This is a genomic window from Flammeovirga sp. SubArs3, from assembly GCF_947387565.1.
Lineage (GTDB): Bacteria > Bacteroidota > Bacteroidia > Cytophagales > Flammeovirgaceae > Flammeovirga > Flammeovirga agarivorans.
The window spans coordinates 202,390-220,539 of the sequence record NZ_CANDOA010000008.1; the positions used below are offsets into that span (position 1 = coordinate 202,390).

General features: G+C 31.9%; 12 protein-coding genes and 1 pseudogene. 8 read left to right on the plus strand and 5 right to left on the minus strand.

Translation table 11 applies throughout. The annotated features are described in order from the left end of the window. Window positions 1-41: 41 nt before the first annotated feature. From QL232_RS21220 to QL232_RS21235, 4 genes are all read left to right on the plus strand, one after another. A complete protein-coding gene (locus QL232_RS21220) occupies window positions 42-2,396 on the plus strand; it encodes a prolyl oligopeptidase family serine peptidase (protein ID WP_281615673.1) in 2,355 nt (784 codons plus the stop codon). A gap of 245 nt (window positions 2,397-2,641) precedes the next feature. Next, window positions 2,642-2,878, plus strand: a complete 237-nt coding sequence (locus QL232_RS21225; protein ID WP_168884976.1) for a sulfurtransferase TusA family protein — start codon at window positions 2,642-2,644, stop codon at window positions 2,876-2,878. 23 nt (window positions 2,879-2,901) lie between these two features. After that, entirely contained in the window at window positions 2,902-3,504 is a 603-nt protein-coding gene (locus QL232_RS21230) for a DsrE/DsrF/DrsH-like family protein (RefSeq protein ID WP_168884977.1), read from the plus strand. Window positions 3,505-3,520: 16 nt separating this feature from the next. Next, window positions 3,521-4,600 (plus strand): SpoIIE family protein phosphatase, encoded by a 1,080-nt coding sequence (locus QL232_RS21235; protein ID WP_281615674.1) that lies wholly within the window; start codon window positions 3,521-3,523, stop codon window positions 4,598-4,600. A gap of 3 nt (window positions 4,601-4,603) precedes the next feature. Here the strand turns inward: QL232_RS21235 and QL232_RS21240 are convergent, their stop codons facing one another. From QL232_RS21240 to QL232_RS21260, 5 genes are all read right to left on the minus strand, one after another. Continuing rightward, window positions 4,604-5,668, minus strand: a complete 1,065-nt coding sequence (locus QL232_RS21240) for an L-dopachrome tautomerase-related protein (RefSeq protein ID WP_281615675.1) — start codon at window positions 5,666-5,668, stop codon at window positions 4,604-4,606. An 85-nt stretch (window positions 5,669-5,753) separates the two neighbouring features. Then, window positions 5,754-6,890 (minus strand): radical SAM family heme chaperone HemW, encoded by a 1,137-nt coding sequence (gene hemW, locus QL232_RS21245; protein ID WP_281615676.1) that lies wholly within the window; start codon window positions 6,888-6,890, stop codon window positions 5,754-5,756. A gap of 1,054 nt (window positions 6,891-7,944) precedes the next feature. Beyond that, window positions 7,945-8,646, minus strand: a complete 702-nt coding sequence (locus QL232_RS21250) for a hypothetical protein (RefSeq protein ID WP_168884981.1) — start codon at window positions 8,644-8,646, stop codon at window positions 7,945-7,947. Between the two features lie 125 nt (window positions 8,647-8,771). Next, the gene (locus QL232_RS21255; protein WP_281615677.1) at window positions 8,772-11,153 is read right to left on the minus strand and encodes a polysaccharide biosynthesis tyrosine autokinase; all 2,382 of its coding nucleotides are present in this window, start codon (window positions 11,151-11,153) and stop codon (window positions 8,772-8,774) included. A gap of 1 nt (window position 11,154) precedes the next feature. Next, window positions 11,155-11,967 carry a polysaccharide biosynthesis/export family protein gene (locus QL232_RS21260; RefSeq protein WP_281615678.1) on the minus strand — a complete coding sequence of 271 codons (813 nt, stop codon included), beginning with the start codon at window positions 11,965-11,967 and terminating at the stop codon, window positions 11,155-11,157. A gap of 636 nt (window positions 11,968-12,603) precedes the next feature. On the opposite strand from QL232_RS21260, the gene QL232_RS21265 reads away from it, so the two are divergent. From QL232_RS21265 to QL232_RS21280, 4 genes and pseudogenes are all read left to right on the plus strand, one after another. Further along, window positions 12,604-16,032, plus strand: coding sequence for a hypothetical protein (locus QL232_RS21265; protein WP_281615679.1), 3,429 nt, complete (start codon window positions 12,604-12,606; stop codon window positions 16,030-16,032). 101 nt (window positions 16,033-16,133) lie between these two features. Beyond that, on the plus strand, window positions 16,134-16,640 hold the full coding sequence (locus QL232_RS21270) for a UpxY family transcription antiterminator (RefSeq protein ID WP_281615680.1): 507 nt from the start codon (window positions 16,134-16,136) through the stop codon (window positions 16,638-16,640). 418 nt (window positions 16,641-17,058) lie between these two features. Next, window positions 17,059-17,583: an ArsR family transcriptional regulator gene (locus tag QL232_RS21275; protein ID WP_281615681.1), complete on the plus strand. Its 525-nt coding sequence runs from the start codon at window positions 17,059-17,061 to the stop codon at window positions 17,581-17,583. Window positions 17,584-17,608: 25 nt separating this feature from the next. Beyond that, a pseudogene (locus QL232_RS21280) lies at window positions 17,609-18,150 on the plus strand (nucleotide sugar dehydrogenase); the annotation flags it as partial.

The following is an 18,150-nucleotide window of genomic DNA, read 5'->3' on the forward strand; positions in this document are numbered from 1 at the left end:
AAAGCAATAAATCTAAACTTAATAGACCCCTTAAATATATTATGAACAAACATTTCATCTTATTATTTATTTTTTCAACTCTTTATATTTCATCCATCGCTCAGGAAAATCAGAGTGTATTACAATTGGATGATATAATGGGAGGCGAAAATTTCATTGGAAAAACTCCACACAGTCCGTTCTGGGCTAAAGACTCAAAGACAGTCTATTTCTATTGGGATAAAGAAAACAAGTCTTTCGATCAACTTTATAAATTCGATATCAAGTCAAAAAAATATTCAAAAGTTGATAATGAAGAAGCAAAAGACCTTCCAAGTAATAACGGTGTTTGGAATAAAAGCCGAACAAAGAAATTATATACGAAAGGTGGAAACATCTTTATTTATGATTTGAAAAAAGAGACATCATTCCAGCTTACAGCAACCTCTTCGAAAGAGAAAAATGCCACTTTCTTAGATGATGAATCAAAAATTGCCTATCAAAATGATATAAATATTTTTGTATGGGATAAAGAGACTGGAGCAACCAAACAAATCACAAACTTTGTAAGAGGTAATGCCCCTAAAAAAGGTCGCTTAACCGAACAAAACCAATTTCTTCATGATCAACAATTAGAGCTTTTTGAAATTGTCAGAGAAAGAGAAGAAAGAAAGGCTGCCAAAAGTGATTATCAAAAAAGCACAACAAAAGCGTCCAATAAGAAAGTCTACTTTGGTAAAAAATACCTTTGGAATGCAAGAATCAGTGGTGACGTCCACTTTGTAGTATATTCATTAGGTACTTCTGTAGGTAATTACAATACAGAAATGCCTGTTTGGGTTGAAGGTACAGGTTACGTTAAGATGCAAAATGCAAGAGCAAAAGTAGGTAGCCCAGAAGATACATATGAGAATTACATCTACAATGTAACAACTGATTCTGTAATTAAAATTGATCTTTCTACATTAGAAGGCATCTATGATGTACCTGCCTACTACAATGACTATGATCGAAAAGTAGATAGTAAAAAGATGAGAGATGTAGTGATGCATCCTCCTCATTTTTCTCCTAATACAAATCATGCAATTGTAGACATAAGGGCTTATGACAATAAAGATAGATGGATTGCTTTAATCAACTTAAATGATGGTTCTGTAGCACAAATTGACAGACAACATGATGAAGCTTGGATTGGTGGACCTGGTATTAGTGGTTGGAATTTCTGGATCAAACCTATCGAATGGATTAATGAAAACACTTTCTGGTATCAATCTGAAAAGACAGGATTTTCTCATGTATATACTTACAATGTAGACACAAAAGAGAAAAAGCAGATCACAAAAGGCAATTATGAAATCTATGACACAAAGGTTTCAAAAGACAAGAAAAACTTCTATCTAACTGCGAATAAGGAACGACCTGCAGAAAGACATTTATATAAAGTTGCTATTGAAGGAGGAGAATTGGTTAAAATTACAAATGCTGTTGGTAACCATGAAACATTATTATCTCCAGATGAAAAATACATTGTGGACCACTTCTCCTATTCGAATAAACCTTGGGAATTATATCTTCAACAAAATAAGATAGGAGCAGAAAGTACTCAAATTACAAAATCTACATCTGAGGCTTTCGATAGTTACTCTTGGAGAGATCCTGAAGTAATTACTTTCCCAGCTTCAGATGGTGAGTCTGTTCATGCAAGATTGTATAGACCAACAAAAGAAAAAGACCTGCATAAAGCAGTAATCTTTGTTCATGGTGCTGGTTATTTACAAAATGCTCATAAATGGTGGAGTGCATATCATAGAGAATTTATGTTCCACAATATGTTGGTTGATAACGGGTATACTGTATTAGATATTGATTACAGAGCTTCTGAAGGTTATGGTAGAGACTGGAGAACTGGAATTTATAGACATATGGGAGGCAAAGACCTTTCTGATCATGTTGATGGAGCAAAGTACCTTATTAAAGAACAAGGTATTGATGCCAATAAAGTTGGTATTTACGGAGGGTCATATGGTGGCTTTATCACATTAATGGCCTTATTCAATGAAAGTGAAACATTTAAAGTTGGTGCTGCCATACGTTCTGTTACCGATTGGGCACATTACAACCATCCTTATACTTCTAACATTCTAAATACTCCTGCACTTGACCCTAAAGCTTATAAACAATCCTCTCCCATTTACTTTGTAGAAGGCTTAGAGGGAGATTTACTGATTTTACATGGCATGGTAGATAACAATGTTCAAGTATCTGATGTAATTAGATTGTCTCAACGTTTAATTGAGTTGAAGAAGGAAAATTGGGAAATGGCTTTATACCCCATCGAACCACATGGCTTCAAAGAAACCACAAGTTGGATTGATGAGTACAAAAGAATATTTAAGTTATTTCAAGAAAAGTTATAATTAAAATCTGAAAATAATTTTTCTTTAAACGAGCTAGATAAAAGTTACCAACTTGATTTTTATCTAGCTCTTTTTTTATTTTCAGTCCAATGAAATGATCGTTGTAACATTAGTTTTAAATCCAATTTTATAGCATAAAAAACTTTTAATTCCTTTGCACATAGTCTTCTAAATCTCCACTTTTTTATATAAATTCGTTATATACTCTTGAATTTTTTAATCTATTAATAACAAATCACGATTTTATGAGTGAATCTCAAATTACAAAGCTTGACTGTAGAGCTTTGAATTGCCCAATGCCGATTGTGAAAATTGCTAAAGCAATAAGGACTCTATCTGATGGTGACAAAATAGAGGTTGTAGCGACTGACCCTGCTTTCAAAGCGGATGTTGAAGCTTGGATCCGTAAAACCGGACAGCGTTTAATTTCGTTTACAGAAGAAGGAAAAGAAAAAACAGCTATCATAGAAAAAATAAAATAAAGAATTATCTAATTTCTCAACGTATGCAACTTAACGACCCACAACTTAAAGAGTACATAGATCAATTAGTAGAAGCAAAAGTTGAAGAGAAGACAAAAGGATTTCAAGAACAATTAGAATCTCTACAAAACTCTTTAACTACAATAAATAAACAGCCTACCGAAAAAATCACCATGTTAGTCACAAGTTTTGAGCTAGACCAAGTGATTCCTGCATTTATTATTGCTAATGGAGCTGCTAGTTTTGGTATGGATGTTACTATTTTCTTCACTTTATGGGGTATTAACGCTCTTAAAGAGAAAAGTATTTACAAAGGGAAAAACATCAAAGAAAAACTAATTACAATGATGTTACCTGATACTCCTAAAACCACTACAATCTCAAGGTTGAACATGATGGGTATAGGAACAGAGATGATGAAAATGATGATGAGAGAAAACAACATTGAATCATTACCTGACCTTATTGATTTATCCGTTGAGATGGGCGCTAAATTAATCGCATGTCAGATGACTATGGGAATGATGGGTATTTCTACAGATGAAGTAAGAAAAGATGTTGAGTTTGGTGGTGTAGCCTTATATATCGAAGAGGCTTCTGAATCAAATGTCACACTAACTTTCTAATAAATAAACTCGCTGAATGAATAACGATGAGCTAAGAAAAAAAATCATCGAACTTGAGAACATCATTAAGGACAAGGACCAAGAAATTCATCAATTAAAAGAAAGTGAAATGGCCTTGGCTGATGCCAATGTACGTATTGCTGAACTCTTCATGGACTTAGAAGAAGCCCAAGAGCAGATAATTGACCAGAAAAATGAGATCCTTCAACAAAATGAGGAACTAAGTGAGCACATTGAAGAACTTTCGTTGATCAATGAACAGCTAAATATTGCCCAAACTTTAAATGAGAACCTTCATAAACAGCAAATTCAAGCTGATATAATCAAGAAGGCTCACCAGCGAATCTTAAGCAGTATTCATTATGCTCAGAATATTCAGAAGTCCATTTTTCCTAGTTCTCATCGATTAAAGGATAATATCAAATCCTATTTCAAGTTCTTTTCACCTAAAGATCTCGTTGGAGGAGATTTTTATTGGACAACTCATGTCAATAAAAAAAGCTTCTTAATCGTTGGAGATTGTACAGGACATGGTGTGCCCGGAGCATTTATGACTTTAATTGGTATTGCTTTATTGGAAAGGACCATCAATGTTTTAAAAGTTCATGACCCTGCAAAGATTCTAAAAACTATGGATGCTTTGATCATCCGATTACTTCGTCAAAATAGAACCGAAAGTCATAGAGACAGCATTGATATGACAATTTTCCTAGAAGATAGAGAAAGAGATGAGGTAATAATTTCTAGTGCGAAGAGATGTTTTATCCGAAGTAATTATAACAAAGAATTAGAATCGCTTAAAGGTGATCGGAATCCTGTTGGTGATACAAGTATTGCAGAAAAGATTTTTAGTAACCATCACTTTCCAAGACGTCAAGGTGATCGCTACTATATGTATTCAGATGGTATTACAGATCAATTTGGTGGACCAAGAGATAAGAAATTAGGTAATAAACGTCTAATTCAGTTTTTATCTTCCATACAAGATCAACAATTATTTCAACAACAAATTCAATTTGAAGAATTTCTTAAAGATTGGATGAAAGATCAACACCAAATAGATGATATGGTCTTCTTTGGTGTTGAAATTACTTAGTGCTTATTTCAGAAGATCCATAGAAATTTTATACAATCCATATTGACCTCTTTTATCTTCAGGTAGATGTATTTGTGAAGTTGTAAAATATATTTCTCTATCTAGGTTTTTTGCAAAAGAATCTGCCCATCGAATCTCAGAGCCCTTCAAAACTGTTTTCAATTCACCTTTTGCTGTGAAAACGTTAATACTATTACTTTCTAATCCACCTAACCATAAATTCCCGTTTCTATCAAATAACATTCCGTCAGTAGCAGGTATTTTTGCCACTTTTTCAATATGCTTTTCTACTTCCGCTTTTGTTAATTTTTCGTCCCACAAATAATTAGTATTTATTCTATATAGTGTATGTCCTGTTAGGGCAATATAATAGAGGAACTGATTATCCGGACTTAAAGCAATTCCATCAGAGTTCACCTTATTTTCCCATTTGATACCATCACAAATCAAATGGTTCGTCTCATATTTTACAGCCTTATTATTTTCAAAGAATAATTTAGCCTCTCCTGTAATCAAATTTAAAGTGATAATGCCTCCATGGCCAGAATCAGTAATATAAGCCACTTCTTTTGTGATATCTATTCTGACATCATTAAAATAAGAATCTTCAAAATAAGTTTCCTTTGGAAAAGAATAAGACCTCAGTAATTCATTCGTATTCAAATCAAATTCATACAACACAGGTCCACCTTCTAATACACCTCTAAATTGAGGATTATTGGTATCCAACACCCACAACCTACTTCTACCATCACATACCACGCTTTGTACTGCTGTGAACGATGTCACACCTCCAGCAGTGTTCCACATTTCAGATGGGTAAGGCACAGGTTTACCATTTATTATTTCAGCCACAGCAACGGGTACATTCTCGGACCACTTCGGGTAATTAACAAAAATCCTATTTTTTTTACTTACGGCAACTCCTGTCCATTGTGCAGAGGAACTACTTACTAATTCCAAGGATTTAGATGTCTCAGTTTCATTATTCTTTTTTTCATTTTGAGGAGAAGAACAAGAATATAATAGGGTTAATAAGGAAATGATATATAATCTTAAAATGAACATTTAACTTAAATAATTATTTAAAATTGTAAGGTTACTAAAACAACGAAAGTACAAAAAATACTTATTGAAAACGTGGTATTTATAATTATTCATCTTTGAATAAATCACTTGCTATTTGATCGGCAAATAATTTTCCTTTTTCAGATAAGACAAGATAATTAGCTTTCCACAGTAACCATCCATTATCATCCATCTGTTTAAGGATTGATTCTCTTTCCTTTTTTAAATCGAATCGATACACCTCTTTCAAATGTTGTAAATCACAACCCCAACTTGTGCGTAATGTTGTTAATAGGTATTCATTAATACCATCAGCCCTACTCAGCGTTTCTTTTTCATAATTCAATTTGCCTTCTTCTAAAATTGACTTTATGTATTTAGGATTATTACTTACATTAAACTGTCTTGATTGCTTTCCATCAAAAGAGTGGGCACTTGGTCCTATACCAACATATGGTTTTCCTTTCCAATATGCACTGTTATGCTTTGAATAATACCCTTGCTTTGCAAAATTTGATATTTCATAGTGTTCAAAACCTTCTTTTTTGAGTGTATCAACCAAATATTCAAATTGTTCAGCGGCGTATTCATCTTCTGCTGGTTTAAATTTACCTCTCTTTGCCCAGTTCCCTAAAGCTGTTTTATCTTCTACAGTAAGGCAATAAGAGGATATATGAGAAACATTCAGAGTGATTGCTGTAGCTAGGTCGTCATACCAGACTGAATGGTCTTTATAGGGTATTCCATATATAAGATCAATTGTAAGATTATCAAAACCATGATCTTGAGCTAACTTCACACACTTTTGACTTTCTTCGGCATTATGAGCCCTATTCATCAACCTAAGATGTTCTTCATGAAAAGACTGTAGCCCTATACTTAACCTATTTATACCAATATTTTTCAGTTCTTTTAATTTACTTGAGTTGATATCATCAGGGTTTGCCTCTAAAGTAACCTCAAGAGTCTTATCTGATATTGAATAGTTTTTATAAATCACCTCCATTAATTTATTCAATTCCCGTTCTGATAAAAGAGATGGAGTCCCACCTCCAAAATATATAGTTTCAATTGGTTCATCACAATATTGTTTTTGCCATTCCAATTCTATTAACATTGCTTCAACCAACCTAGATTTTAAGTATAAAGATGTACTAAAATGGAAATCACAATAATGACATGCTTGCTTACAAAAAGGGATATGGAGGTATATTCCACTCATTTGAAAATATTTTTAATTTTTTCGAATATTTTTTGTCCACTACTTAATATGAGTTGTCATACTACTGAACAATGCAAAAGAAATAAAAATATTATATATACACACTCTATTCATTTGACGATAATGTTGTTTAGAAACGCTTATTAGTAATGAGCGTTTCTTTTTGTATAAAACCTGACCTATTTTTTATGGTATCATTATAACAAAGGTTCTCCTTTCTGTTCCATAGAATTAACCCATCATAAAGTTATATAAAGTTTCAAGACCCTCATAAAAAAAAAAAACTACTAAAATAGTAGTTTTTATTTATTAGAAATTTGTTTTAGTTTTTAGCTAAGTTTATCATATTTTCATGCTTAAAATTGAAAATTAAGTTCCATTTAAGATATGGCAACTGAAAACTCAGCTGCCATATACACCAAATGTGCACTTACTTATTTATGAATCGTGAAGCACATACAGAAAACCCATTAGTATAAATCATCAACCTAATAAAAGGCAATAATAATACATACTCATATAAAATAATGAGACTATAGAACGCAAAAGGAGCGTTTTCCATACGACAATTTAGAATTACGTTTGCTTCTAGTAATAGGAAATAATCCTATCTATTTTCTTTATATTATTCTTTGACCTTAATTACATTTAAGGTTAAATAAATAATAATAAACTTGAAGCTAAAGGGAATTGTAAGCAATGCAAATAACGGACACTTAATCCTGTTTGGTTTTAATTCTTAGTTTATAATAGTTTCATTTTAAGTTTGTAAAAAAAGTAATAGTTTTTAAAACAAGTTAGTTTTCAGTTCCTTGTTCAACAATACAATAATAAAGGTTGATTTTAATATTTACAAATATTTGATAACTATTTTATAAAAAAACAGAAAATAATTCTTCTAACATTGATCACTTTTATTTCACTATAGTTACAATAAACTATCTATACCTATAAAGCAGCAAAAACTAATTTTTATCTTCAGAAAAACTTCTAAAAAAACAAAAGCCTATGAATTATCTTCATAGGCTTTTGTTAATAAGTACTTAGATAAATACTATCTCATAAATCTTCTACCTGGAATACGATACGCTACACCAATTGTACCTGTAGCATATAAGTCTACAGGAAGCGGTTGAGCCGAAAGACCATCTAGACCATTAGTTGTAGACATTCTAAACAACATATCCATATTTAGGATCCACTTTTCTTTCATAGCATAGCGAACTCCTAAACCGCCATTTAAGGTTCCTCCTACTTTAGTACTTGATGTACCACCAACATAATTATTTACATCAGCAGCAAACAATCCTGTACCTGCCATTAAGTACCAATTCCAATGATTTGATTTTTTACCTCTATAGGCTCCTTTTGACTTTGCTTTTTTATCCACCCCTAAATCTAATACCATCATAGGTGAAAATTCAAAAAGTAATGTTCTAAATGCTTTCTGTCCCTGAGTATCAGAAGTATTTCTATTATCCTTTGAGCCTAACATGGCAAATGTTCCTTGAAAACGAAAATGCCACTTTCTAGCAAATTTATGTTGAATATAACCGTTAATCTGTGGTTTTAAACTTGTGATATCAATTGTGCTTAAACCTTGGTTAGCATAACCTCCAGAGTAATAGGCTCCACCAACACTACCACCAATCAAAGTGTAATTAGTCTTTTCAATTAAATTTAGAGTTCTATGATTTTGACCATAGCTTAATTGAAAGAAGAATAGTATTGATAAAAGTAAAAAAAATTTTTTCATGACCGCTTATTTTTGTAAACAGAGCAATAACCCGTTATTTATTTGTAGTTAAATTCAAAAAACAACTTTGCTATAGCTTAGATTATTAAAAGTATAGCAAAGTTATTAAAATATATCGCAATATGTTATTTTTCTAAGTAAGAAATGTAATCTTTTCCATAATAAGAGTACTGATAACCACCCTTCTTATGCATATTAACATCTGTCATAAATAATGCCAACTTTACATCATCCATCTTAGTTAATGGTAGTATTGTTTTCTCTAATTGTGCTTTTGGTGTATATCCTTGGCGTACTCCAAAACAAACTAGATCAGTATATTGCATTAGGTTACGACTATCTGAAACTATTCCGATCGGTGCAGAGTCATAAATCACTACATCATAAATTTCTTGTAGTCTCTCTGACAACTCTTTCATCTTTTTCCCTTGCAACAATTCAGTAGGGTTTGGTGGAATAGAGCCTGACAATAATACATCCAAAGCTTCGTTTTCTGTTTTTTGGATATAATCTTCAATATTTTTCCCTGAACTTAAATAATTGGATAAACCAACATTTTCGTTTTGTCTCGGGAAATACTGTTTTAAAACCGGTTTACGTAAATCGGCTCCTACTAATAATACTTTTTTATCTAATGAAGTATAGAACTGAGCTAAATTACTTGATGTAATCGACTTTCCTTCTCCAGAAATTGAAGATGTAAATGTTACAGAAAATTTTTCTTTATCTCCAATTAAGAACTGAAGATTGGTACGTAGGTTTCTATAACTCTCCGCTACTAATGATCGTGTTAATGGATCTATTAAGCTTTTAGTATTCTCTATACTGGCTAAGCTACCTAAATAAGGAACATCTACAATGTCTTCAATATCTGACTCTTCTCTAATTTTAGTATCAAATAATACTTTAACATATAATATCCCTAGTGGCAAAGACAATCCTAAGATCAACCCAATTAATACATTTAACTTACGTTTTGGAAAAATTGGAAGTTCACTTGGCTCAGGTACAGATAACATAGTATAATCGGAAATTGTACTAGCCGCTCTAATATTATACTCTGCCTGCTTCTCTAAAAGAAGTTTATACAATTGCTCATGAGTTTCAAAAAGCCTTTGGTAATCATTTAATGTCTTTTCTTCTGAAAGTAATGTATTTGTCGATCTTATTGATTTCTTCAGTTCCTTATTCAATTCATCCAACTGAATTTTTAAAGCTTTCTTTGTACTTCCAACTGCTTCAGCAATTTTATCTTGTAAAGAAACTAATGCTTTTTCTCTTTCAACAGCTTCTTCTTGATAAAGAATTGATTTTTTTAAACGTTGGTTGGATAGTTCATCCTCTAATTTTAATTCAGAGTATTTACTTAACATCTCAGTTAATTGTGTCCCTGAGATGCCATAGGCTTCTGGCATAAGTACTTCTTCATCCATACTCTGATCAGCCATTTGTTCTAATAGATAATCACAGTAACGAATACTTAGCTCTAATTCATTCCTTTTTTCATCTAACTTATAGATTTTTTCGAAAACCAACTCAGCTCCACCAGATAATTCTGTATTCGATGTCTTAAGTTTATATACTTCCGATGCAATCAACTGCATCGAATCAGAAATGATAGCTAATTGGTCCTTAATAAATTGTGAAGATTGTTTGGTTGCAAAGTTTTTGTCAAGAATATCTTTTTCTTGTACAGTAGTGACCAATTCCTCTAACAAATCAATTTCTTTTGCAGGAATATGTCCTTCTGTTTTAATTTGAATTAATGGAAGATCTGTATTTTTTTCACCTAAAATACTAAACTTAAATTTACGTCTTAAGTTTTTCACCTCAGCCAATGGCTGCTTCACCATAATATATGGAGCAGAAAAAGAACTTAATGATACATCTTCTTTTTTCAGCGTAAAATAAAAGCCTTTTACCTCTTGAGACTTATTAAATGTAAATACTTTATCATTTAAATAGTGAGCTATAGAATCTTCTGAAGCATGGATTTTAAATTGAGTATTATTTATTTCTTCAATTTCTAAAATACCATCAAAGGGCCCCCAACTAGACTTTTTTTCATCATATGAAAAGGTATAGGGTCTTAGGTTATACAAAGAAACCGACTTTAACCATGTTTTATCATAATAATGGATATTTAAATCCATATTATGGACAAGGTCTAATAGAACTTCTCTAGAAGTGAAATACCTCTGTTCATACTCTAAATTTAATTTACTAAACTCTGCTCCCATAGCATCAATAGGTAGCATAGACATAAAATCTGCTTGAGAGCTTCCCTTTCCTTCTGTAGACTTTTTAACAAGTTCCGCTGACACCGACCAGCGATTTGTTTGCCAAATACTAATACCTACTGATATAAAAAGACCTATACCTACAGAAAGTGCTATCCACTTCCAGTTTTCTAAACATAAATAAAACCACTTCTTAAAGTCTTTAATCGCTTTATCTTCTGGGTCTTGTTGGAATTGTGTTTGATTATTTTGAGTAAAATTTTCCATTTTAACGATTGACTGTAATAAGGGTAACGATTGACACAAGAGCTGCAGTAATAGAAGCTACAATAGAAACATTCCTCTGAACATATTCTAAAGTTGGTCTTCTTTCAATTGGAAGAACTACAATCACATCCTCTTGTTGTAAATAGTAGTATGGGCTTTGCATAAAATTTTCATCATTAAGATTTAAGTAGACGGTCTCTGTTATATTACCATTCTTTCTTAAAAGTTTAATTTTGGCTCTATTACCAAATTCTTTGACTCCTCCAGCTCTTGCTATACCTTCTAATACGGATATTTCTCTTGAATAAGTACCATAAGTCCCAGGTCTTTCAGCCTCTCCTAGTACTGTAAATCTAAAGTTTAATAGTTTTATTCTCACTGAAGGCTCATCCATCATATTTTTTAAAATGCCTCGTAATTTTGCTTCACCTTCTGTAAATGTAAGCCCTCCTAACTCTACAGATCCTATTAGAGGTAAATCAACAAATCCCTTTTCATCTACTGTATATCCTAATACACTTCCTTGATCTGGATTTTGAATATTTGCAATACTACTACCTCCAATAGCTTCAACATATGCAAATGGGTTATACTCAGGAGGAGTAACCGTTTTTACTTCTACAAGTATCTGATCAAAAGGTCTTATTTTGTTCAATGCTACTGGAACACTTTCTACACTTCTATATACGGAGTCATAGGTAATTTCTTCCTTAATCTCACCTTCATGTTTTAAATAAGATATTTTTTTATTGGATACACAGCCTCCTAGTATTAAGGAAAAGAATAGAAAATTTAAAAGTCTTATATATTTCAAAACTATTTAAGTTACGAGCAAAAAAAGCTCAGATCAAAAAATCTAATACAGTAGCATAAAACTTATGCATTTCAAACAAATGGTAAAATAAGGCCTAATATGAGAGAAAAACAACTGTATCTTTAAATAATAAAATTTATGTAACATTAATCGATGAATAAAAATTCATAATTGATATACTTCTAAACATATTAATGTTATCATTAGCAAAAAACACACTCTATTAAGTAATAGAAATGCAAAATGGGTAAATAGGTATAAATTGAATAAGCATAAAAAATTAGGTAGAATAAATTGATTTCGAGCCAAAACGCTCAATTTAAAATACTTATTAGGTTGTCTTTTGGTTGGATCTATTAAGGGTTATTTTGAATTACAATAGATTGAAAATCTTTAACTAGACAATAAATCAACAACATATAAACATAATCTGAAGTACATTTATGGTATTTTCCATTCTTGAGGAATGATAACCCTTTTCATCATATTAAACAAAATGGTTTTCATGACAGAATCAATTGCTTATTAAATACTAGATTAATATTATTTCAGTTTAACTATCTTTACTTAAACAACCCACTTCAATTCGTGAGAAACTTATTTTTTTTTAGTCTATTTTTTTTAAGTGCCAAATTAATGGCTCAAAACACCTCTTATAAGGAAAAGTGGGTTCCTGCTTATGGGTTTATTTTTGATCATGAAATCATCATTCCTGAGAGTATTCAGGTGTTAACTAGTTCTATTAAGAATATTCAACCAAAAATCACTAAGACTAATAAATTGATATTTATTGATTATGCTTCAAAAGACACCTTATCTAATGATGAACTAATAAAAATAGCTTATAGAACATTACCTTCTTCTCTAAAACAGACGGAACACCGTTCATTTGAAACTTATCAACAAGGTGGATATGGGATAAATAATTACCAAGACTCATATATTCAAAAAGTAGAGAAGAAAAACCAAAAGCAAGAGTTGTTTTATGCTCCAAACATAGAAAAAACAGGTTCCTTGACTCGTGGACTTTCTATGGGCAACAATCAAGATGTATTTGTCAACTCTGCCATGAATTTACAGCTACAAGGCAATATTACTGAAGACGTACGTTTAACTGCAACATTAACGGATCAAGACATACCTTTTCAACCAGAAGGAAATACACAACAAATACAAGATTTTGATAAAGTATATATCGCATTAGAACATAAACATGCTAAAGTAGAAGCTGGTGATATTGTCATGAAAAATGATGAAAACACATTCTTGAGATACAATAAGAATGTACAAGGGGTTCAAGCTTCGATATATACTGGAAATGACAGTAGTAAAATACAATCCTCGACTAAAGTGGGACTATCAGTAGCAAAAGGTCAATTTTATTCTGCAAATATTCCTCCTATTGATGGTGTAATTGGTCCATATCGACTTTCAGGGCCAAATGGAGAAACAAATATTGTGATTATTGCCAACTCTGAAAGAGTTTTCATAGATGGACAACTTTTAGAAAGAGGATTTGACAAAGACTATACTATTGATTATAACCTATCTGAAATCACCTTTACTGAAAAAATTGTAATCACTCAATATTCAAGAATACGTATTGATTACGAATATGCTGTTCAATATTACAGCCGAAGTATTTTAGAAGCTTCAAATCACATAAAGGGCAAAAATTGGGAAACCCTGTTTCAATATTATCAAGAAAAAGATGATAGAAATAGCAGTCTTTTTTACAGTTTATCAGATGAAGACAAACAAATACTCTCTTCAATTGGCGATAGTTTACAATATGCATATGCACCATCATATGATACTGTTTCCTTTTTTGATCCTAATAGAGTGTTGTATACAAAAGTAGACACGGTAACAGCAAATGGTTCTCCTGCAATTTGTTTCAGATTGGCTAATTCAAGTGACAACTCCTTCTATCAAGTTGGTTTTACTGATGTGGGGCAAGGAAAAGGCGACTATATTTTAGATGAAGTCACAGCCTTTGGTAGAGTGTACCAATGGGTTTCTCCTATCAATGGCATTCCGCAAGGACGTTATCTACCAATAAGAAAACTTGTTGCCCCCAATCAAAAAAGAATGATAACAATGGGCGGAAAACTCCACCTTTCTACACATGAAGAAATAAAAATTGAAGGTGCGTTCTCTCATCAAGATAATAATCTATTTTCAGATCTAAATGATGAGGATGATTTTGGTGCAGCTGCTAATATTGGCATTAAATCAACTGATAGAGTTTTAAATAAGAATTGGAAAATTTCTTCTTTTGCTGAATTAATGTATTTAGATGAGAATTTTAAAAGTATTGACCGTTTTAGGCCTATTGAATTTGATAGGAATTGGTCAATATACTACGATAGCATCCCATCATCTGAAGAAATCTATATCACTTCAGGTTTTGAAATCTATCAAAATAAAGATAGAAAAATAGCTTATTCCATTGCATTACGAGATAAAGACAGTGTTGTGAATGGTCAACAACATAACTTTCAACTCAAGTACAACCTTAATCAACTTCATTTTAATACGAATGCTTATTTAATGAATGCCCAATTACTCATGAGTAATGAACATTCCGATTGGAAAAAACTATCAAGTGAAGTTTTTTATAAATCACCATACATTACACCGGGATATCAATATAACTTAGATCAACAGTCAACCAAAGTACAGGCAACAGATTCGGTGGCTACCACATGGATAAATTATACCGAACATTTTGCCTACCTGAAACAGGGAGATAGTTTACATTGGAATTACCAATTAGGTTATAAACACAGAGAAGATAAAGCTCCACAAAATGGTGAACTAAAAATAAAAACGATTACAGACACGTATAATTTCTCTATTGGGCAAAAAGGGCGAAAGGGAAATATTTCGACTGATATCACATATAGAAAATGGAAAGACTATTTTAATACTACTCCTCAAAATGAAGAAAGTCTACAAGGAAGAATGAATGGCAGTCTAAAATTTGGTAATGGAATAGGTAAATTTAATGGTACTTATACTGTTTCGTCCTCAAGGGAACTTGAAAAGGAATTTGTTTACATTCGCGTTGAAGATGGAAAAGGAACTCATACCTGGAGAGATCTTAACGGAGATGGAATAAAAGATTTAAATGAGTTTTTCTTAGCTCAAAACCCAGACGAAAGACAATATGCTCGCTTTTATACTCCAACCGATGAATACGTACCCGCCTATCGCTCTTCTTTAAATTTACGACTTAATTTAGCCTCCCCGAGAAAATGGAAAAAATTGAATGGGTTTCGACATTTAGTGTCGAGGTTTTCAAACAATAGCTCTATCCTAGTGGAAAAAAAATCTACGTCAGATGATATTTCTGGTAGGTACTTACCATTTCTAAGTACGACAACAACTGAAGACTTATTAACCTACAAGTATTCTCTTCGTAATACATTATTCTTTAATCGAAGCAACCCCATTTATGGTGCTGACTTTAGAGTTGTTATCCTTGAAAACCAACAACTATTAACTCAAGGACGAGAAAATAGGCAAGATCAAAGATATACATTAAGTGGTAGAGTTAATTTAGGACGAAAAGTCACCTGTAAATTAGAGGGAACTCAAAGAAATATAAATTCAGGCTCTGACTACCTAGATGACAGAAACTATAAAATTACAGAGCAAATTGCTACTCCTATCATAGCCTTTCAACCTTCTGTTTTTATGAGATTTAATCTTTCTTATTCATTAAAAAAGAAACTGGGTGAAGAAAACAACTCAGAGTCTATTCAACAAACTTCCAATATTCAAGAAGTCGCATTTGAAGGAAAGTGGAGTAAGGCAGCATTATTTACTATTAGTAGTAAGTTTTCTATGATTTATCAAGACTATTCAGGTGAAGAAAACTCAGCCTTAGGCTACGAAATGCTTGATGCCTTATCTGTAGGACAAAATCTCAAATGGAATATTAGTTTGATTCAAACTTTATTCAATGGCCTTCAACTAAAAGTAAATTATGATTGGAGAAAATCAAACGATAATAAATCTGTACATATTGGCAGTATGAATCTCACAGCACTTTTTTAGAATTAGCAGAAAAAAGTAGAACGTATTTAGTAACTTGCAAATGAAATCAAGACGATTCTCAAACTTTACTAATTAATTTTCATCAAGGTTACTCTAAACACATGCAGACTTCAGAACACAAAAAAGTATGGTTAGCTATTTACACCAAACCTAGAGCAGAAAAAAAGGTTGCTGACCGACTAGAAAAAAATGGATTCGAAGTGTATTGCCCTACCTATACAACCATTCGTCAATGGAGCGACCGTAAAAAGAAAGTCGTTATTCCTGCAATCCCCTCCTATTGCTTTATTAAGATAGAAGAACATAAACGTTGGGATGCCTTAAAAGACCCTGGTGCTGTGAGGTATATTTTTTGGCAAGGGAAACCTGCAGTTATTAAAGAACCGCAAATACTAGCTTTTAAGCGATTTATGGGAGAAATCGGTGAAAATGAAGAAATATTCAGTTCTCCATTAAGTGAAGGAGACAAAGTACTTGTTCGTTCTGGTTCATTTACTGGAATAGAAGCTGATATTCTTAAAATCAGAAAAAAAGAAGTTCAATTAATATTACCAGAATTAGAGTTAAAATTGGTATGTCAAAGAAAAGATATTGACAAAATTGGATAATAGTGTTATTAAGGATTTTAGAATACACCTTTCGGAAGGATCACAAACTCCATCTATTTATTGAGTTCAACAACAATCAAACTCCAAAATTACTTTTGCATACTACAGAATCAATATATCGTAACATTTACACATATTATACAAATAATTCATTTTCAATCATTTACAAATTTGAGTAAAAATAATACTCATTAATGATTGTGTAAAATTTTTACTCATTACATCTTTGTAAGGCAAAGAAAGGTGCAGCAGTCATAAAATTAATATTGTGACTGACGTGGCGAAGCCATGTTTAATTGAGTATATCATCAATCTAAATCACTTCTTATCTTTCTTCATTCCCTTTTTCAAAGTATTTACAAAAAACATAGAATCTAGAAGTAAACTCTACCTTCTATATACTAGAATCAATATTATCGTGCTAGACGCATTAATTACATCCAAAACTCGTCTCAAGCTTCTTCTAAAGTTTTTTCTGAACCCGGCAAACACCTCCTACCTAAGAGGTCTTGCCTCTGAATTTTCAGAATCGACAAATGCCGTTCGTGTTGAACTAAACCGATTAGAAGAAGCTAATATGTTAGAATCTTTCTTTGAAGGAAATAAAAAGTTCTTTAAAGTAAACACTCAACATCCATTATTTGGAGATATTCAAGCGATAATGCTTAAATATATTGGGCTAGATACAATCATTGATAAAGTCCTTAGTAATATTGGAAACTTAGAAGAGGTTCACCTTATTGGAGATCTAGCTGAAGGAAAAAATGCAAATAGTATCGATTTATTAATCAAAGGTGATATTAATGAAGAGTATCTACAGAAGGCAATAAAAAGTGTTGAGAATACTATAGATAGAACGATTAATTATACACTCATTAGTAATAAAATAAATGATTTACCAAATAAAAACCTTTCTCTAAAAATTTTTAGTAATAACAGATAAAATAAACTTCAATTATAAAATTACAATGAAAGAAATCAAAAACATTTGCTGTATAGGTGCTGGATATGTAGGAGGACCTACAATGGCTGTGATTGCATTAAAAAACCCAAATATTAAAGTAAACATAGTAGATATTAACGCTCAAAGAATAGCTGATTGGAACCATGAAGATTTAGATAAATTACCAATTTATGAACCAGGTTTAGCCGAAGTAGTAGGGCAGACAAGAGGGAAAAATTTATTTTTCTCTACCGATGTTGAGCAAGGTATTAAGGATGCAGATATGATCTTTATTTCTGTAAATACACCTACAAAAACTTATGGTAAAGGAAAAGGTCAAGCGGCTGATTTAAAATATATTGAGCTTTGTGCTCGTCAGATTGCTGAAGTTGCTGTTAATGATAAAATTGTTGTTGAAAAATCTACTTTACCTGTTAGAACTGCTGAAGCATTAAAAGATATCTTATCAAATTCTGAAAGTAAATTTAAGTTTGAAATACTTTCTAATCCAGAGTTTTTAGCTGAAGGTACAGCAATAGATGACTTAATGAACCCTGACAGAGTTCT